The sequence below is a fragment of the Thalassospira sp. genome (assembly GCF_030690045.1).
Taxonomy (GTDB): Bacteria; Pseudomonadota; Alphaproteobacteria; order Rhodospirillales; family Thalassospiraceae; genus Thalassospira.
This window is the reverse complement of the sequence record NZ_JAUYHK010000021.1, coordinates 21,121-41,377: the sequence shown is the minus strand read 5'-3', so window position 1 is coordinate 41,377 and position 20,257 is coordinate 21,121. Positions and strand designations below refer to the sequence as shown.

11 protein-coding genes are annotated in these 20,257 nt (G+C 51.6%); 7 read left to right on the top strand and 4 right to left on the bottom strand.

Translation table 11 applies throughout. The annotated features are described in order from the left end of the window. Nucleotides 1–45 precede the first annotated feature (45 nt). Both cas3 and Q8O73_RS17505 read right to left on the bottom strand, forming a co-directional pair. Nucleotides 46–2,514 (bottom strand): CRISPR-associated helicase Cas3', encoded by a 2,469-nt coding sequence (gene cas3 / locus Q8O73_RS17510; protein ID WP_305559489.1) that lies wholly within the window; start codon nucleotides 2,512–2,514, stop codon nucleotides 46–48. A gap of 569 nt (nucleotides 2,515–3,083) precedes the next feature. After that, a complete protein-coding gene (locus Q8O73_RS17505; RefSeq protein WP_305559488.1) occupies nucleotides 3,084–4,172 on the bottom strand; it encodes a phosphoribosyltransferase in 1,089 nt (362 codons plus the stop codon). Nucleotides 4,173–4,749: 577 nt separating this feature from the next. Here Q8O73_RS17505 and Q8O73_RS17500 point away from each other — a divergent pair. Then, entirely contained in the window at nucleotides 4,750–6,366 is a 1,617-nt protein-coding gene (locus Q8O73_RS17500; RefSeq protein ID WP_371135102.1) for a recombinase family protein, read from the top strand. A 71-nt stretch (nucleotides 6,367–6,437) separates the two neighbouring features. Here Q8O73_RS17500 and Q8O73_RS17495 read toward each other — a convergent pair whose 3' ends face one another. After that, nucleotides 6,438–7,028 carry a hypothetical protein gene (locus Q8O73_RS17495; RefSeq protein ID WP_305559487.1) on the bottom strand — a complete coding sequence of 197 codons (591 nt, stop codon included), beginning with the start codon at nucleotides 7,026–7,028 and terminating at the stop codon, nucleotides 6,438–6,440. A 673-nt stretch (nucleotides 7,029–7,701) separates the two neighbouring features. Here Q8O73_RS17495 and Q8O73_RS20170 point away from each other — a divergent pair. From Q8O73_RS20170 to Q8O73_RS17470, 6 genes are all read left to right on the top strand, one after another. Continuing rightward, nucleotides 7,702–7,806, top strand: coding sequence for a DUF4113 domain-containing protein (locus tag Q8O73_RS20170; protein ID WP_371135111.1), 105 nt, complete (start codon nucleotides 7,702–7,704; stop codon nucleotides 7,804–7,806). A gap of 376 nt (nucleotides 7,807–8,182) precedes the next feature. After that, nucleotides 8,183–14,740: an FG-GAP-like repeat-containing protein gene (locus Q8O73_RS17490; protein ID WP_305559486.1), complete on the top strand. Its 6,558-nt coding sequence runs from the start codon at nucleotides 8,183–8,185 to the stop codon at nucleotides 14,738–14,740. Nucleotides 14,741–14,752: 12 nt separating this feature from the next. Further along, entirely contained in the window at nucleotides 14,753–15,187 is a 435-nt protein-coding gene (locus Q8O73_RS17485) for a hypothetical protein (protein ID WP_305559485.1), read from the top strand. 101 nt (nucleotides 15,188–15,288) lie between these two features. Continuing rightward, complete coding sequence (locus tag Q8O73_RS17480; RefSeq protein WP_305559484.1) at nucleotides 15,289–16,305, top strand: aegerolysin family protein; 1,017 nt, start codon at nucleotides 15,289–15,291, stop codon at nucleotides 16,303–16,305. Nucleotides 16,306–16,958: 653 nt separating this feature from the next. Beyond that, nucleotides 16,959–17,369 (top strand): helix-turn-helix domain-containing protein, encoded by a 411-nt coding sequence (locus Q8O73_RS17475; RefSeq protein ID WP_305559483.1) that lies wholly within the window; start codon nucleotides 16,959–16,961, stop codon nucleotides 17,367–17,369. Between the two features lie 547 nt (nucleotides 17,370–17,916). Continuing rightward, nucleotides 17,917–18,984 carry an alkene reductase gene (locus Q8O73_RS17470; protein ID WP_305559482.1) on the top strand — a complete coding sequence of 356 codons (1,068 nt, stop codon included), beginning with the start codon at nucleotides 17,917–17,919 and terminating at the stop codon, nucleotides 18,982–18,984. A gap of 332 nt (nucleotides 18,985–19,316) precedes the next feature. On the opposite strand, the gene Q8O73_RS17465 is transcribed toward Q8O73_RS17470, so the two are convergent. Then, the gene (locus Q8O73_RS17465) at nucleotides 19,317–20,204 is read right to left on the bottom strand and encodes a LysR family transcriptional regulator (protein ID WP_305559481.1); all 888 of its coding nucleotides are present in this window, start codon (nucleotides 20,202–20,204) and stop codon (nucleotides 19,317–19,319) included. Between the last annotated feature and the right edge of the window lie 53 nt (nucleotides 20,205–20,257).

Genomic DNA, 20,257 nt, shown 5'->3' with positions numbered 1-20,257 from the left:
AATAGACAATGCTACTTTAAGGCGGAAACCACACTAGGCAAGCACTCAATCTTTATCAGTCGAAAAAACTAATCCTTTATCGCTGAAATAGGAGAGACCTTCACAGATTCCCCCATCCTCTCCAACGGGACAAAGCAGGTAGCTCCCGCGCATCCATTCTTTCCAAGTCTTTGTTATTTTGACAATCTTACTGCTTCCCTGATCTGGAATGGCCAGTTTATCAATTTTGTGTTTCGCCGCACTCACTTCGGACATCATCCATCCATCAGGCCCGTAGAACAAAGGTTCCAGAACCCCATCAACTTCTCTCGCCAGAACCAGTATCCTCTGCTCAATCCCGAGACGGGTTGGATAGCGGGCGTCATCATGAGCCTGCCCGCCTTCACGGTAGCCAGCAGTGATATCCACGATGTTCTGGGTCGCTAACGATCCATGGCTCATCTCTTTACCGATCCGGTTGCGTTCGAAGGCATCCAACACTTCAGGGGTTTCGGGATCGGCGGAATAGGCCCTTTCGATCAGACTCCGGATACCGGAGGGAGCAACGATCCGCCCCTCATCGAACAGGTGACATGCGGTGCGCCACATGAGGTCGGCGGAATAAGTATATGCGCCGCGATCCAGCACATCCATCAACCAGCGATCATGATCAACCTGCCGAGGATCTGGAGAGACCACATAAAGGATGGGTTCCCTAACGGGTCGTTTGGCAGCCGGACGGATATCCATATGCCGCCACAACCGCCCTGCTCTCTGTACCAGACCGGCCATCGGAGCGAGATCCGAAACCATCACATCGAAATCCAGATCGAGTGACGACTCCAGCACTTGCGTACCAACCAAAACACGACCGGCCCTGTCGGTTCCTGTTTTGCCGAACCTGTTGCGTATGGTGCGCTCAATCCGTTTGCGATCTCCCAAGGCATAACGAGCATGCAGGAGGTCCGCCTCGATACCTTCGGCGCGGAACTTTTCTACTGCGGAAATCGCATCATCCACGGCGTTTCTCACCCAGACGCAGGCCGCGCCCTGCCCCACTTTTTCTTTGATCAGGGCAATCGCCGCGTCCGACGTTGCCAGCCGTTCGACTTTGACTGGCCCTTTCGCTCCAGTCTCTTGGGGAAGATTATGCACAGCTTTGCCACCGGCGATGGTCAATGCGGGGTAAGCGGTGTTGCCGTCGTCCACACCTTCATAAGACGCAAGCAGTTTGGCACGAAGTGATAGCGGCAAGGTTGCCGTCAACAGAATTGCAGAACCGCCTGCCGCCCGATGGAATTTGAGAAGCGCCGTGAGAATTTCGGCGATATAGGCCTCCCCCAATTCATGGACCTCATCGACGATCAGGATTTTTGACGACAGGCCAAAGTGACGCAAGGTTTGGAATTTAACTGGCAACACTGAAAGCAAGGCCTGATCGATCGTTCCGACCCCGACATTGGCCAAAAGGGACCGCCGCCGACTATCGCCAAGCCACTCGGTGCAACCTATGTCTTCAGGTGCATTGGGGTTGCCCTGCTGGATGTCGCGGTAATCCTGGGATAAACCTGCCCGGCCATGGGCCAGCGTTACCGATGGCCGATGATCGAACATTTTTCCGATTGACTCGCTGACCCGTGAAAACATCGCATCCGCAGTCGCCATGGTTGGCAAGGCGAAGAACAACCCCTGCCCCTTGTCAGCTAACAACATTCGTTGCGCCAGCATCAACGCCGCTTCCGTTTTGCCTGCGCCTGTTTCATCTTCGATGATGGTAAGCATCGGACCTTCGGGAAGCGGGATTGACTGACAGGCCATTTGCATAGGGCGAAAGGTCGGCCAATTGAAAAGCTGAGTTGCTGTCGGCTGCGCAGGCAATATCCCGGACGCGACGACTGCTTTGCCAGCACGTTCGCGCGCAATAACCAGATAATCGGACAGACCGTGGGTGGGCTCTTCGGGCGGAAACCAGTCCGCGTTCGACCCGATCCAGTCAGCTGCGGTAACCAGTCCGGAAAGCCACCAGCTCAATTCATAAGATTGCGCTTCATTGATCGCCTCTAGTGAGGCATTGAGCCAAAGTGAAGAGAAGGCTTCGATGGTTTCCGTTATATCGGGGCAGAGTGTTTTCGCGGCTCTTTGTTTATCAATTTGGTTCAGGGTCGAGGGGCGTCCGTGATGTCCGGCCGTTGCGGAGATCAAGGGACGCAAGCGTCGTGGTCGTTCAGGTTTCAGAACTTTGGCGAGAAAGTCGAGATGTGCTTCCAAATAGATTTCTGTCAGTTCCCAGTGCCGAAATCGTTGTGAACCTTCGCCGCGCAACATAGAGCGAAAACCAGCATTCAGCTTGCCAAGATCATGTAAGCCGGTCAGCAGGATAAAAGCCTGCTTCCTCGGCAGTGGCAGGGACGTCCAATCAAGAAGGACCTCAGCCACAGCCGCGACATCAAGCATGTGGTAGATTGCCGGATGTTCGATCCCGTTTTCGAGTGCGCTTTTTCCGGGCCAGCGGGCAATGAGATCATGCATTACCATCTACTCAAATCTCTTATTCAACATATGAACCTAAATCTCTGAAGTGTACGACGTGTGCTTACTGTCTATGCTCTGGGACCTAACGTTGGGCCCCAGAGCATAGTGCGGAAAACTCCAATAAAAAACGATCCAGTTTAAAGGGCGCAGAGCACCCGAGAGATGGTCTTCTTCAAAAACATTAAGGACGATCACATTTTCGAATGGTGTGGAATTTTCGACACGATTTTCAAAATTGCACCGGACAAAAATCATATCTGGATGCTGTCTCTAGTACATTCCACCCTTGGAACTGGTCGGGCAATCTATCTGATGTCTTAAAATCTCGGAGGGAGCTTGTCGCGCAACTAGACGAGAACACTGAACCCGTCATCCGGGAATGGGTAAAACAACTCTGTGATGAATTGGACAGTGAAATTGAGCGCGAAATCCAAAGAGAGCGAGAAAATCAGGAAGACAGAGACGAGAGGTATGAATAATCCAGTAAATGAAACTTTTGTAGCTGGCAAATCATGACCGACCTGAATTGTCCAAATATCGAGGATGAAATCCCAGTCTAAAAAATTCAGTGGTCAAATTTCCAACCCCGGCTCCCGAGATTTCTTCGTTGTTTTCTTTTCGGCTTTTTCATCTGATCGAATTGGTGAAAGCAATGCCTGAGACTCAGGATCACTCATGATTTTCCGCGCCTCTTCATGCGCCTGATCCCGAATCCTGCCAGAATGTGCTCCTGGCACATCCAGTTCGCCTTTTGCATAAAGGTCGTTTGCTATCGCCAACTTTCGCTGCGCCACGATAATCTCGTGGTCAGGTGCAGAAATGCCTTCAAGCTTTTTCAGTGCCAGATGATATGGCTGCAATGGCCGGGGGATTTCGGACGTTACGCGATTTTCCGGCTCTGGTCGGCGCAGGCTTTCTTCTGCAAGTCGATCTCTTGCATGCGCTTGAGAGAAGACTGCATGACGTGCTTCAATGATTCGAGTTCGGATGGCGTCAACCGAAGGGGATTTTCGGAGATGTCCAGCTTCGCCTTGCGTGAGTTGGTCGATACCATAACCGAAAGTCTCCTTCCAAAAATCATCCATGGCAGAGCCATGCTTCTGATTGATAGCTTCTATCATACCCGGTTTGACCGCTATATTCAACGCACTCGGAAATGCTGTCATTACCGCCGCCGCCATAACATGTCCGCCCCGGTTTTCCAGAAAGCCGCGCAGTGAGGCTAGCGTTCCGCCCATTGTCAGAGTGTCGTCAAACACCAGATACTTCCCACCCTTCTCGACCGGCCCATCAAAGGCCGGGTTGAAAGCAAGCCGATGGTCTGCACCCTCCCCCGTTCTGGCAACCCGCTCCATCTGATAGATGGAAGTATCAACTTCCAGACCTAACTTTTTACCAACAACATACGCCATCGCCAGCGGAATCATATTGTATCCGGCGGCTTCCACAGCCAGTACAGGAACGATCCGGGGGCGATCATTCCCGATCTGCTGTCCTATCTGATCGAGCATTTCGGTACGGACCAGACGCTCGGCCATATGTTTGGCTGCGTCCGGATCACCAGCTTTCGCCTGAGTGTATTCTGGCTGCTGTTGCAGTTCTCCCAGATCGCCATTTCGAATGACAGCCGGAAAATCACCCCAAGGCGCACGTTCCGCCACAACATTTCCTCTCAATGCTATTAGTTCTGTCGTTAGTGTACCGAATTGCTGCGGTTCACCCTACGCTGCCACCACGCAACATCCAGGCCGAGAAAATCCACGTCGTCAAACCTGAATTGGATGATTTCACTTACGATTCCGGGCTCCTTGCTATCCCTGTCACATCAAACTGTGCCCACAGTTGATGTTATCGATAGCAAAGCCTTGTGTCAGTTCCCTTTTTATCCGTTGAGCATGGCTTGCCATGCGAATAAGGCAGGAGATCATGGAATGATCGTTCAGTACCGGTACTGAACATGTCCTGCCTAAGAGACGACAGGGTAAAGTTGTGCAAAGTTCTGCAAAGACCTGCACACTCCTGCAAACTCCTGCAAACTGGCGGAAATCAGCCAAATCCATGAAAAGACGATATTTTCAACCAAAATGAGCCGGGTTTACATATCGCTTGCACATCCGATTCCGGTGTGGCTTATCAACGGGATTCGTTTGATCCATTCAGCCGAAAGTTGCGTGTTTTCGGACCTGAATACCAAGCCGCAACTGTACCAATAACCATAACAAGAATTCGGTATAAGCAGTGAGAGTAGCGATCTACGCCCGGCATTCAACAGACAGGCAGAACACCAGCACCCAAGACCAGATAGCAAGATGCCAAAAGCATTGCGCCGATCAGAAGTACCATGTTGTCGATGTGTATTTCGATGAGGCCTTTTCTGGTGCCCACATGGATAATCGCCCCGGGATAAGCAGTTTGCTGATGGGGGCATTTGACAACCGCTTTGACCGGATCGTCTGCGAGGATTTAAGCCGGATCAGCCGAGATCAGGGTGACATCGCGCATTTCTTCAAGAAAATGGCCTTTGTCGGGATCGATGTTGAAACGATTGCCGAAGGCGTGATCAACGAACTTCATATCGGCCTGAAGGGCACGATGAATGCGCTCTATCTCAAAGACCTGTCAGACAAGACACACAGGGGCGTTGTCGCTGCTGTTTTGCGGGGCGGCGTGCCCGGCGGCAGAACATTCGGATATGAGATCGTCCACGCCCTTGATGCAAACGGTGATCCGGTCCGGGGCAAACGCCGGATTGTCGAAAGCGAGGCAGCTATAATCCGCCAGATTTTCGAGATGTATGGATCCGGCCAAAAGCTGAAGCATATTTGCGAATATCTTGACGCCAGCATGATCGTTGCCCCCGGCGGCGGACGATGGAACCCGACAACGCTGGTCGGCACCAGATCCCGTAAAACCGGCCTGCTGCGCAACACTCTCTACAAGGGCATCGTCACCTTCAACCGGCAGAAATATCGAAAGCACCCAACGACAGGGCGCAAACTGCCTGTTGTCAGACCTGAACATGAATGGATCCGCGTTCCGATCCCGGAACTGCAAATTGTCGATGACGATGTTTTCGACAAGGTGCAGGACATGCTTGATCAGCGTTCCAGCAAGGCAGCCGAATACCGGGAAATGGTCAAGCTACGCTCTTCGGAAGAGACGAAACAGCAACACAAAAACCTGAATCGCAACTGGCGGGAACGCCAGATTAAAACCAAGGGGCGCGTGACCGCCGTTTTTTCAGGCCGCCTGAGATGTTCAGAGCATGAAACGAAAATAGGGGCGCATTGGGCCGATCACTATTCCTGCATGATCAAGGAATGCGTGCATCGGTCTGTCCCTTACGATCAGTTGACAGATATCATTCTTCGGGAAGCAATGCGCCTCAAGCCCGAGGATATTGCGGACTTTTATGATAGTGCGCCGGTGCGTGAAAAACGCGAGCGTTCAGGTAGCCGTATTCAGGCCGCCGAAACGAAATTGCAAGGGCTACGTGATCGTGCCGAACACATCCTCAACAGCCTTGATCTGGCCTCCGCCAATATCTGGTTTGAGGATAATGCCGAGAGAATGCGACTGGTCCGCCTCGAAATAGATCGTGAAAAGCGCAAACTGACAGAAGTGCAGCCACCCGACAAAGCACGCCTGCGCATTATCCATGACCGGTTCCAAGGCCTGATCGCAAAACTGCGTGCCTGGTCCCGCGATCCGGAAGCCGTGACACCCCTCCGGCATATGATGAAGCTCTATCACATTCATGCAAACTGGGATGAAACCAGCAAATGCTGGTATCGTACCTGCACGATTGAATATGATTTCCCGGCCATGGTGCGTATCCTCGGTCAAAAGAAATGAAACCGGCAAAATTCTGCCGGTTTCGCTTTCAGCCCTGATTTTCTTTTATGTCGTTCCCGTCCTCGCCAATCTCAGAACAGAAGCCCGATCTGTCCATTTTTCTCGGTGATGGTCGCAATCCCCTGTGTATTGGGGTTGGTCACATGCGCAAAGGCTGGCAAATCATCCGCCATGCGTTCCCGATATTCAGGATCGATAAAGCGCATGCCAAGTTGATCGACCAGCGCACAATATGCCGCCTCGGCAGCCTGATCCACCGGCAGCGGAAACACTTCGGTCGTCAGGCAGGAGTGAAATCCGGTTTCAGAGAGAAAAGGTTGCCCGAGATCGACCGCATGAAACTTGAAACCCGCCAGCGTTTTGAACGCGCAAGAGAACTCGACCATAACGCGACCATGAACGGTGTTGATGATAAAGAGGCCATTTTGTCCCCAGTGGGGCACAGTGCCGGGGACAGCTTCTATTGCCTTTTCGATAACTGTTCCCGATCCGTCCGGGGCATACAAACCGAAATTCCCCTTTTCGCCATTGGTCCTGACAAGCAGGTCACGAAAAGCCTGATAAGATGCTTTGAGACCTGCATCATCTCCAGCCAGCACGGCTGAGTTAAAGTCCTGCGAAATCATGCGGGCCAATTTGATCACTTCGTCTGTAACGGTCATGTCTTCAATTCCTTCTTTCAACGGGTCAAACTTCTTCCCGTCGTCAAAAAGGGGTGAATGCCGTCAAGCTGAATATGGGATGTTCACGACCGTTAAGGCGTGAACAGGGCCCCTGATTCTGCTTGACGGCAGAGGGCGCAGCCCTTCCTTCAGCAGATCGCCACACACAGGTGTTTTTCGGGGGTTGTGCGGTTTTTGATGGCCGTGGGGCTCTGGGATGGCGACCAGCAGGGCAGTCGTTGCCCGCACGCAGCAAAACCGGGCTTGAACGAATGCCTCTATTCTCAACTGGATTGCACAATCCAGACATCACTGTGGAGTGACAGACCAGAATCACAATGCACATTTAATAAGTACCGATTTAGTGTTTATTAAATGCTGTTGCGTTTTAGATTGCACAATCCACAACGTCAGGAATGCCCAACAGATCCAGCATTGATCACCCCAGAATAGGGGACCTGCATCAGCAGAGTTAACCATATTCGCGGAGAGTGACATGCAAGACAAACGACACAAGGGAAATATCAGCCCATATCGGCCGGGATTATGATACTGGATCTGGACAGCCCTGCGGACGCGCCACGGGATTTGTTTACAAACATGTAGCCAATGAAAACCCGCTCATGACAGCCCTTGACCGGCTGGAATACCGGTTTGACAAGAAACCGTCACAATCGGCAGGTCAACCAGATCAGAAAAGTCCGACTGGTTCATGAGGAACAAAACCCGGTCACCCTGCTTCACGACAAGATGGGAAGATATCCCCGCCTTGCGGTAAGGAACACTATCCAGCAGAGCCCTTTCGCAAAAACCTGTAACCAACGAAAGATCGTCGATCGTTAATTTGAAAACCAGTTCCTGTCATTTCAGAACCTTTTGTTAAATGTTCCTGCCACGCGGCATTCAACTTCTCCTCTATCGTAGTCAAAACACCATTGATCAGATTTAGCGCAGGTGTCTCGCAGAAAATTGCGAAAACGGGCTGGTCCACGCAAAATCAAATTTTCCTATACCTTCGAGGATTCACATCTATCGTAAGGGTATCGACTGCAGGTCGAACCACCACTAGAACTACCATTGAGTACAATTTTAGGTTCAAAAAAAATATCTATAACTTATCTTATGGTTGAACCCGTTGGGAGTGAAGAAATCTGATGCGGCATCTCATAGCATTGGTCTGCCTATTCAGTCTGGGCTCCCCCTTTACAGGACCATCGGCTGTTGGTGCCGAAAACACATTGGCTGCCGGTAGTCTTGATGGAAGTGTCGCAACAGATAATAGCGGAAGCACCATTTATACCATACCGTTAGATGTTCCCCCTGGAACCGGCGGGCAGCAACCTGAATTGTCCTTACTGTACAACAGCCATCAAAACGACGGGTTACTGGGCGTTGGCTGGAGTGTGAGAGGCATTGCATCGATTACACGATGTCCTCAGACCATTGCACAGGATGGTTTGTCGAGGGGGGTTGGTCTGAACGCCTACGACCGCTTCTGCTTGGACGGGAAGCGCCTTGTCGCGGTGTCGGGTGACTATGGTAAAGATGGTACGCTTTATAATACGGAACGGCAAAGCTGGATCCGCGTTACATCGATGGGGCACTGTGGTTCTGGACCCTGCGCTTTCGGCGTAACCACGCCGGAGGGGCAGCATCTTGAGTTCGGCGTTGCCGACGATGCGCGTATTCTCGCAAGTGGAACCGAAACCGTACGTGTATGGAGCGTGAATAAAGTTACAGACCGCAACGGCAATTATATCCAGATCCGATACCAGAGTGATAGCACCCGGGGGGAGTATTATCCCACGGAGATACAGTACACCGGAAATGACGCCGGGTCCCTGATGCCTCAGCGATTTGTCAGGTTTTCCTACGAAGATCGACCAGACCCGCAATCTGCCTATCTGAACGGCTCCGAGGTGAGAACCACGAAACGGTTAAAACAGATTTCCACCTGGGTGAAAACTCAGCAGGTCAGCACATATAATTTCAGCTACCATCAAAGCGCCACTTCTCATCGAAGTTTGCTTGATGCCGTCCAGCTTTGCGGTCTCGGAGAAGAATGCTTTCCTCCAACCCGGTTCGACTGGGACAACAAGGTGGCCACGAAGAACACCTTTACTGCTGACTCATGGAGCCAAAAAGGCCGCTGGGCGGAAGACTACATCAATGTAGTGGGTGATTTCGATGGTGATGGCAAAAGCGATATTGCTTACTTAAACAACAATTCTGGCGCGCTAGGCCTTTCTGTTTATGAATCGACCGGAGAGGCTTTCACCTTGGAGAACCGGTCACCCAGCGGCACCCGATGGAACGGTACTCGTTTTGCGGCGGCAGATTTCAATGGAGATGGTCGAAGTGATATTGGCCATCTTTATAATCAAATGGGATCGATGAACGCTGACGTTTTTTTGTCGACTGAGGATGGATTTGAAAAAAGAACATGGTATAGCGGCGGACAATCATGGAGAGAAGACGATCAGGATGTATTTGCCGATTTCAACGGTGACGGGCTCAGTGATTTTGCGATTATTCGGAATGCATCGGGTAAAAACGATATTAGGATTTTTCTCTCTAACGGAGACGGATTTGAACCGGCATCTTGGGACACACCGTCCCGGCGCTGGGTAGATGCGCGTTTCCTGCCGGGTGACTTCAATGGCGACGGTCTCTCTGATCTGGCGCTGATCTATAACGATGCCGGTATGATGGCGGTCGATATTTACCTGTCAACCGGAACCGGCTTTTCCGTTGCAGCATGGCTGGATAACTCGCCGCGCTGGTTTTCCGACAATCTGGTCAGTATCAACGACTACAATGGGGATGGTCGTTCCGATATTGCGTATTTCTACAATGAACAGGGCTATGTCACGGTCAGGACGTTCCTGTCTGACGGCGAGATGTTCAATAGCGAAATTTGGTCGAAGGGTCAGATCCGGTGGCGCGAGACCAGCGCAATCAAACCCGGAGATTATAATGGCGATGGATTGGCTGATGTAAACTATATCGCTTATTCCGGAGCCAACAGCATGCTTATGTCGGTTAACATATCCACCGGGACAGGATTCACCGCGCAGGACTGGTCGGAATTCAAAGGAAACTGGGACTATCACGATTATTTTCCAAGTGATTTTAGCGGCGACGGGAAGACCGACATTGCCCTGGTCGCCAATGACCGTGGAACAGTCTCAATCAAGATGCATGTAGCCGTGCCGGATGAAGATGTCACCGACCCCGCCATATCATATCAAGATCTGTTGACGCACGTGACCACAGGGGTGGGAGGTTTTGCCTCGTTCGACTATAAGCCGCTAACCGATCTCACCATTTACAGCCCGCCGGTGGATAGTTCCTATCCCAATCCGGCGCTGCACGCGCCCTGGTATGTGGTCAGCCGTCAGCGCGTCGGATCGGCGGATAGCGAAATCTCCTCACTATTCGACTATGTCTATCACGGTGCCAAGGTGAACCTGGAAGGCCGCGGCTGGATCGGATTCGCCGAAATCGATGTAATTGATCGTAGCATCGACGATCCCGCGATGCAGACCAAAACGCAGAACAGCTTCCATCAGGACTATCCATTGATAGGTTTGCTCCGAGAGCAAAAGGTAACCCGTCTGTCGGATGGAGCGGTTCTCGCCGAAAACCGAAGTGAGAACGACTATATATCTTCAGCCGAGGGCGTGTCGACTGTCTATCAGAAGATGGTACAAAACCGGATCTACAGTGACGGCACCGAAAATTATACACTGTCGTTGAATTACACCTATGACGCGGATTACAGGAACATCATCCGGGTGGACGATCTGACCAACACGGATGATGACAGTATTCACTACTGTTATCGTTACCATGATCCGCATGACGGGAAATGGTGGAAAGGGTTCTTTCCGGTGGTCCGCAAGACAACACGCAGTGCGGCAGCCTGTGATACCGATGTCGTGAGTTGGTCGGAAGCGGATGATCTACAGCTACAGCGGATATCCTATGACGACAGAATGAATCAGGTTGGCCTGGCGCTATGGGACAGTACAAAACAGAAATGGATCGAATCCTTATTGGACTATGATCGCTTTGGTAATCCGGTTTCTGAAACCGATGCGCTTGGAGCCAAAACGAACATTGCATATGATACCGTCTATCACAGTTTTCCCGCCCGCATCACCCTTCCTCCGGCGCTAACGGGCCACGAGCCTCTGACCGTTGAAACCGAGTATGAACCGCTCTATGGCAATCTGATGCGCTGGGTGGATATGAACGGCAATCTGGTGACAGAGGTTCCAGAGGGTGGTCTCGATGCTTTTGGGGGGATTGTTCGCCTGGACAGTATCCAGCCTGATAGCAGATTGTTGAAGCCCGTACTGTTGCGGCAGATCTCCAAAGCCAGTCCTGTGGGGATTAGCATCAAACTACAGTTCCGCACTGCATGGGATGAGGATGACACCGAAAACTGGCTTTGGGAGAACACTCGATATAACGGGTTGTGGCAACCAGTCAGGATGGAGGAGAGCGGACCGGACATAGCCCCCCCCATAGTCAGTCAGGCGGCTTACAACGGCCACAGCCAGTTGAGCCAACAATCGCTGCCGCATTTTGACGGCCAGAAGGCCGAGACGGTGCGTTACATGCATGACATCAAGCAGCGCATTATCCGAACGGATCTGCCTGAAGGCGTTGTATACCGAACGGTCTATGACCCGGCGGACAACAATATTGTCACCACTGAAATGCCAAATCCGTCGGAGACAGCCGTGTCGGGGGCAACCACGCCCGTTGCTACCGTCGATACCTATGACAGCCGTGGTCGGTTACGCACGTCCGTGGCACCGAATGGCGGGATTAGTACTTATCGGTATGACGCGCTGGGACGACCAATAGAGGGTATTGATCCATTGGGTGTGGTTACTTCTGTTAGCTACAACTCCCTTGGTCAGGTTGTTGCATCTACCAGTCCGGATGTCGGGACATCTACATATAGTTATACCGATACGGGACTGGTCGAAACGACGATAGATGCGAACGAGCAGAAACAGGCTTTCGATTATGACGCGCTGGGAAGAGTTATTGCCGTTCGCGACTTCGCTCACGACAGCAAGCTGACACGTGAGGTCACCTATCGCTACGACAGTGCAAAAAATGGTAAGGGATGGCTGGCGACGGTGCAAACACCTGACGTGGCATATGAATTTTCCTATGACTTTCTCGGCAATATCACGGAACGGACCACTGTCACGCAGATCTCGGGGGAAGAACGCCGCTTTACCTCAGGGTTCACCTACGATGCCTTGGGCAATCCGCAGACCATTCGCTATCCAGATGACAGCGAGGTCCGGTACGATTATGGATCCGGCGGTCAGTTAACCTCCATATCCCGTCGCGCTCCTTCGGAAACGACATTCGAAACCTTGGCATCTTATAGTGACTATAACGCCTTGGGACAAAACCAACAGCTAAGCTATGGAAATGGCGTTGAGGAAACGTATCAGTATGACAACCTCGGTCGTCGGACGCATGGCAAAATTGTCCGTAAAGCCTTGGTGCATCGGAACGTCGCCTTGCAGTGGAACAGCGCCAGCAAGCTGATCGCGCTCGACGATACACGTCCCTCTGCCGACATCACGCTCAACCAAACCTTCTCCTATGACACAATGGGTTTTTTGACTCTGGCTAACGGCACGTATGGCACGTTAGCCTACAACTATAACCTCACGGGCGATATTACGGGCACAAACGGCCTTACATACTATTATAATGAGCAAAGGAAACATCAGCTTGATCGGATTTGTCCAGTGGAGGGGTGTGGGACAGGCGCAAATCAGTCAGGCTGGAATCTGAGTTATGACGCAACCGGCAAACTCGTTGCGAAGACCCAGTCGCCCGTTGTTGGAGACAACTTGAATGTCTGGCAGTACCGGTATGATGTTCAGGGAAACCTCACATCTGTGGAGCACGGCGACGGTTCGGAAGGCGTCACCAGTCTGTTTGGTTATGGTGATGGTTGGGAACGCGTGGTGTCCACTGGGCCCGATGGGAGGCAGACTCACTATATTGACCCGTACTATGTGCTGACCGTACCAGTTGGGGGGAAACCATTTGCCGACACTTACATCTACGGTCCCCAGGGCGTCATCGCCAGCGTCGGCCCATCCGGGGCGGTGCACTATCTCTCTCAGGACCAGATCGGCAGCACCGTGTTGGTTACGGACGGAACAGGTGCCGAGACAAATACGATATCCTATCAGCCCTATGGCGAGATTGATCAGCAGATTGGTTCAGATACTGTAGATATACGACCAAAATTCACCGGAAAGGAATACGATCCTGAAACCGGTTTGTATTATTTTGGTGCACGCTACTACGATCCGCAGATGGGCCGGTTTACAACACCAGATCCGGCCGGGCAGTTTGACAGCCCCTATATCTATGCGGCGAACGACCCGCTAACGCTCACAGATCCCGACGGTATGGCCGCTGGATTTGATGATGGCATTGAAATCTTGACGATTCTGGTCGAGCTCGTGATTGCAGCAAACTCAACTGAAGAAGCCGGAAGTTTCGTCGCAGCAAATGCGTCAGAGGTCGCGCGGCACAACGGGACGTCTCCGAACGATACATCGGGGTTGGTGACCAAGGTGGAAATCGCGTCCCATACTCCGGACATCGCTGCTGCTGCCGCAGCAACCAGTTCCGGGGTTACGATTGCGGCTACCCGCTCTGCCTTCCCGAACAACGATACGCTGCCGATGGCGGTAACAGGTCCGCGGCAGGCGGAGGTTGGTGATGGCGCAGAGCCCAACGAGATAAAGGAACTGCCATTTTCACGACTGTTTTCTAATGCCGTCCATCAGAATATGGCCAGCATGCCACCGGCAACCTCGTCGTGTGAGATGTCACTACCAGCGGGGACGCCCATTGCCACTGCGGATCGGTCAAAGGTGATTGAGGAACTTGAGGTTGGGGATCTGGTGTGGAGCAGGAATGATGCGACAGAGCAGGTGGAACTGAAGCCAGTCAGCAGGTTGTTCACACGGGTCGCTTCTGCGCTTATTGCTTTGACCATTGGTGGCACAACAGTAGAGGCGACACCTAACCATCCATTCTATTTACCGATGGAAAATGAGTGGCGGCCAGCGTCTGACCTGACCGCCGATGACCAAGTTCTTAGTCTGGATGGACAGCTGGTCGAAATCACCGCAAAAGAAACTCTCGACGGACCAGTTAAAGTATTTAACTTCGAGGTTCTTAACAACCATAATTACTATGTTGGTGAAAATTCGTTTCTCGTACACAATCCTCCGAATTGCGGAAGAGTAAACGTTGGCGGAAGGCATGGAGATACAAAACAAAAATCTGAATCTAAAAAAGTTGAAAGTGACCACTTTCCTCCCAGGAGCACTTATGTTGGTACTATATACGATGACAATCGGAACAACATGTCAGCCAGAACTTTAACTTATAAAGAACACAGACAATTCATTACCACTGGATCATCAAAGGAATCTCAAAAATTCAGGGATAAACAGCGTCAGTATATGCAACAAGGGGAGTTCCATAAAGCCCTTGATATGAATCTTAAGGCCTACAGAGATGATAATTTATTAAATACCAAGGCACAAAAGAAGGCGACATTGGATGGAATGAAATATTCCAAGAAAATGAAAAGGTTAAATGATGCAAAGTTCAATGAACTAAAAAAGAAATATGGCTTATGAGGATTGCGGTAAATGTTACTAAATATTGAACCATATAAATCAATAGGACCAATTCTGCTATCAATGACAAAAGAAAATGTCAGGGATGTTATTAAATGTAATTTTGAACATCAAGAAAAATCAAAGATATCTGGAATTGAAATTGATGCTAAAGATTACTTCTCAGATTTTGGAATCATGGTTCACTATAATAAATGTGGAAACGTTTGCTTTGTAGAGGTCGACAACTTATCAAATGTTGTTTTTAAGGATGTTACTCTATTTGATCAGTCGTTTGATATTATCAAAAAATGGTTTATGGAATTAGACGATAAAATAATGATGCAAGATGCCGGATTCACATCTCTAAAATTTGGCATATCTTTCTTTTCTCCTGATCATTTGGAGTATCCAACAAGACCACCCGAATTAATTAGTATTTTTGAAAAGAATTATTATGAAAATTAATCTGATATCAATCAAGCGCAAATGAAGAAACCCAAGTCCTGTTGCCAAGCTCGCTTCTTAATCGCGAATAGAAATTTTAGTATTCTGGAAGGATACACGGCATGTCTGAAAGCACATATGCAAAAATTCATCTAAAAAACGAAACCGGCGGAGGATTAAAGTTAAGAGATAGCCAGCTTTCTTGGGGAAAGTACGATACGGAGCCGCCAACGCAAATCGCAAATAACGTCGAAGGCTACTTTAAACCACAAGGTGCCAAAAGCACCGCAACCGGCACTGAAGGCGTTGTGCAATACAGCGATAATCAGGGTGCCATTTTTGAAATTAAATGGGATATTCCTTATAACAAAAGCAACAGCGCCTCGATCATATTTACCAATTCGGAGAAATATGGGGATGGGTATACCTATGGGCAATATGACAGCACCTACTCTAATTTATGCTCGACGCCAAAGAGCGGTAATCCCGATCTTTATTTTTTAATTGGGTATGATTCCGATGCAATAATGAACCGGCCCGTCTCGGATGTTTCCAGTCATTTGGCAGGATTGTCCGACACGGCACCACGTTCATCTCTGGACTTGGAGGAAGCCACACGTTTGGCTTGCCATGCTTATTCAAGAAAGCAGGTTTCGGAGTTGTTCGGTACGAGAACGCAGGTAACAATGCTCGACATTCTCACGGAAAAGAGAATGCCGACAATCGACCGGGTCCGTTTCTCACTGGATACCGGTTTACTGTCGCCACATGCATCGGTGCTGTCAGGTATTGAGTTAATTTCTCAATCTTTGACAAGTTTCAAGCTGTCCAATGAAACGAAAGCGCTCGTCACCAATTATCTCTCCGCCATTAAATCTCAAGTGTCCAGTGGAACAGGTGCAGGGATAAACGATCTGTCGAACCAGATCTCAGAGCAACGGAACTTGCTCGGAGAATCGCTGTTAGAGTTCAAATCTTGCTGCCTGTTCGACGCCTTGCTAAGCTTGGTCGAAGTTGCGCCGATAGCCGTCGCTGCCAATGCGGCATCAATGTTACGTGATTCCGTCCGCGACGATGATGTTCTATGGCAGCAGATGGTCTCTTCCCAGCTTGAACAACTGAAAACCTTGTGCGAATAATCCTGATATTGAGTAAGCGTCGTGTCACGGCTACCTTGACAGGGCCTGCGATATCCTTTCGGAGAGTGGATCAGTCCTGGAGGTCTATGTTCCAAGGAAGCTGGGCGTCGATCTTGTTGATCGGATGATCTGCAATGCGCTCAAGGACGATGCTGAGGTATTTGCGCGTTGAGGCCGGATGGGCTTTCCACCGGCGCATCGGGCTCCCAGTCGTTGATATAGCGGGTGGTTCAGGTATGCCAGATTGTGACTTCATGCGGCCACAGCAGGATGGACCCACATTGACCACATTCTTCCATCCGGCCAACGCCGCATTACCGCGAAGAATGGGATTCCCGCATCGTTGCGCGATGCGGGACGGCCGACCACAGTGCCTTCCGACAGGATTATTCCAACATTAACTTCCGCCCACCGATTCTGCAGTAGGCCGAGCCCGAAATACCCTCAGGAACGAACAGATGCGTCATCGGTGCTGTCACGATTCGGTTTTTCAACTCAAGTGACCGGATGGCGAAGGGACGAAACAAGCTGCTTGTATTGAGATGCGGGTTGAATAGGCATTCGGTAGCGCTCGATAGACATTGGCGGTATATCGTGTAAACTTGGCGTCGATAAGCGCCTTAGATCGCCTAGATCCTTAAAAGGAAACCGTCATGCTTGAAATCGAACCGCTCTGCTTTTCGTCCGACTGCCCTAGCCGGGCCTTGTTCGACCAGATCGCTGACAAGTGGTCGATGATGGTGCTGGCCGTGCTTGATGACGGTCCGCAACGCTTCAACGCAATCCGTCGTCGACTTCAAGGTGTTACCCAAAAAGCCCTTACCCAATGCCTACGCCGGCTGGAGCGCAACGGCTTGGTATCGCGAGAGGTGATTTCGCTTTCGCCGGTCGCGGTGCAGTATCAAATCACGCCGCTGGGTCGTACGCTGCAACAGCCTTTTCGAGCGCTGCACGAATGGACGCTCGCGAAGCTGCCGGAGGTCGATGCTGCCCGGCAAACGTTCGACGCCGCTACGAGCGGAGCGAAAAGTCCGCAGGGAAGGCTGCTTCACTCGATTGCATGAGCGCGCCGTTGGCCGATCGTGCATCGGTAATCTGATGTCTGAAGGCCAACCGACATGTCTATGGAACGGCGTGACCTGGTACGCAGATGGAAGCGCGGCCAGCGGTTTTCGTCCGGTCGGTATGCGGGCTCTGCCAGTTCGGACTCGGTACAGTCAATCTCGGCCAACTTCGACCAGATCTACACATTGGTTGCTCAGGCTCGTTCGATCAGGAGTACAGAGAGTGCCGCCGCTGCTCTTGCGCGCGAGACCATCTATCGATGGCTCAACAGCCAAGCGCCGACGAATGTTCTCGGGCAGTAGGTTTCCTCGAACCTACTAGGGCGACGCAAAGTGCCTAATAGACACTAGGTTTATTTCATATACCATTCTGGCGGTACTCACTTTGAGGCAAGCGGTCCGAGCCGTCACCTTCGTTCGTCACTTTTGTCGGCGAGTTGCAACCCGCCAATGGTTCATTCGACAGGAAGCACTTCTTTGGTCAAGCCGCGCCTGACTACTCATTGAGCGCGGGCGGACATCAATAAATTCAATATATGAGGAAAATATGGAAAACCTAGAGCTTTTAACCCCCTTGAGCAATAAAGAGCTCACCTTCAAGAATCGGGTATTCATGGCGCCGATGACCAGAGGTCGATCCAAGGATCAGGTGGCCAACGAATTGACTGCAACGTATTACGCGCAGCGCGCATCGGCGGGTCTCATTTTCACGGAAGGCACCCAGATCAGCGCCCAGGCGGTCGGGTGGACGGATACCCCAGGAATCTATACTCCCGAACAAATTGCGGGCTGGAAGAAGGTAACCCAGGCAGTTCATGAAGTCGGCGGTCTCATTTTCGCCCAGCTCTGGCATACCGGGAGAGCATCTCACCCTGATTTTCATGGTGGAGAACTACCAGTCGCGCCATCGGCGGTCCCCTTCAATAGCCAGGCGTTCACGCCAGAAGGCATCAAGCCCTCTGTGACCCCACGCGAACTGACCCTTGATGAAATCAAATCCACCATCGCAGACTATGAGAAGGCTGCGCGGGCCGCGAAAGATGCAGGCTTTGATGGCGTCGAGGTTCACGGTGCCAATGGTTACTTGCCGGCGCAGTTTCTGGAAGATGGTTCAAACAAGCGAACCGACGAGTATGGTGGCACCGCTGAGAAGCGGGCGCGGTTCCTGCTTGAGGCCACTGATGCTGCGATAAAGGTCTTCGGACCGGCCCGTGTCTCGGTCAGGCTGTCTCCGCGCATTCCGTACAATGACATGGGCGACTCCAATCTCGAGCAGACCTACATGTACGCGGTGGAAGCGCTGGAAAAGAAAAACGTTGGCATTCTGCATTTCATGGAGCCGGGAACGCTGCCGGAAGGCGTTAAACCTCTGGCGCCCGGGGCTCGCAAGCGATTCTCAGGGATTTTCGTATTGAATGTTGGCTACGACCGGAAGTCTGCGGAACAGGTGCTGCAAAGCGGCCTGGCTGATGCAGTCACATTTGGCACGCTGTTTATCAGTAATCCTGATCTGCCGGAACGCTTCCGCCAAAACGCTCCACTGGCAACCTCGGATGCTTCCAAGTACTACAGCGGTGCCGAAGAAGGCTATACAGACTATCCGCTGATGGCCTAGTCAATCGTAATCGAAGCGGAATAGCGTGAAGTTCAGATCTTGATCTGAATCGGCTCGCTCCGTCACGCGCCGTGCCCGCCGGGCACGGCGTTTTTATTTGAATGGATTTCGATGCGACGTAACCGTCCATTCACGGCTACCTTGCGGACGAGAGCGAAAGATCGGATTTAGAGAGCGAGAGGGAGCATAGCTCCGAACTGCTCGGGAAATCCGGAATTGGCCCACATATGCAGTTATGACCTTATCAATGGACGCAGTCTGACGGCAGAAGAAAAGCAGCGTCTTGTTGCCGCGAGTTTTACCTCTGGTTTGTCGGTGCGGTATGCGATGTCCTATTGCGGCTGCAGATGCTCGGCCATGAAGTCTATGAAGGCCCTCAGTTTGGGTGTAATTTGGCGGCTGGCTGGCCAGAGAACATTGAACTGATCTGTTTCGGTCACCCATTCGTCCAAAATGGACACGAGGCGTCCATCAGCGATCTCACCACGAATCGCAAAAGGCGGCAGGCAGGCAATTCCCATTCCCTCGATCGCCAACTCGATCAGAGGATCGACCGCCGTCGCGCTCATCCGTTCGGGCAGGACGATCTTTCCCTGTCTTTCCGCGCGCGCAAACGGCCAGGGTCGTAGCTTACCGGTGCTGGGCGATCGTTGGTGAAGACACTGATGTTGCGTCAGATCATCAGGGGTGTCTGGCGCACCGCATCTCGCCAGATAGTCGGGTGAGGCGACGATTTTCAGTTTGAACCGTCCGACATTACGGCTCATCAACCGGCTATCAGACGGTTGCCCGGTGCGAACGACCACATCAAACCCTTCCTCGACAACGTCCACCAGTCGATCTGAAAAATCCAGATCAAGTTGCACCTCGGGCCAAGCCCGCATGAAATCAGCCATCACCGGTGTCAGCAGCATGCCGACCAGCGGCAGACTGATGCGAAGCCGCCCTCTTGGCGTTCGATTGGAGTGGGCAAGTTCGGCCTCAGCAGCCTCGACCTCCTCGAAGATGCGGCGGCAGCGTTCGAGGAACAGCCTCCCTTCTTCGGTCAGTGTCATGTTTCGAGTATTGCGATGGAACAGGCGTACATCCAGCCGTTGCTCCAGTCGAAGCACCGCCTTGCCAACCGCCGAGGCGGAAAGGCCGAGCTTGCGACCGGCTGCGACGAAGCTGCCAGTTTCAGCTGATTGCACGAAGGCATCGAACGCAGTGAGTTTGTCCATGCCCTGACCATTACAAGAATTTTATTCCGCTGTCACCGGAATGATAGCCTGTT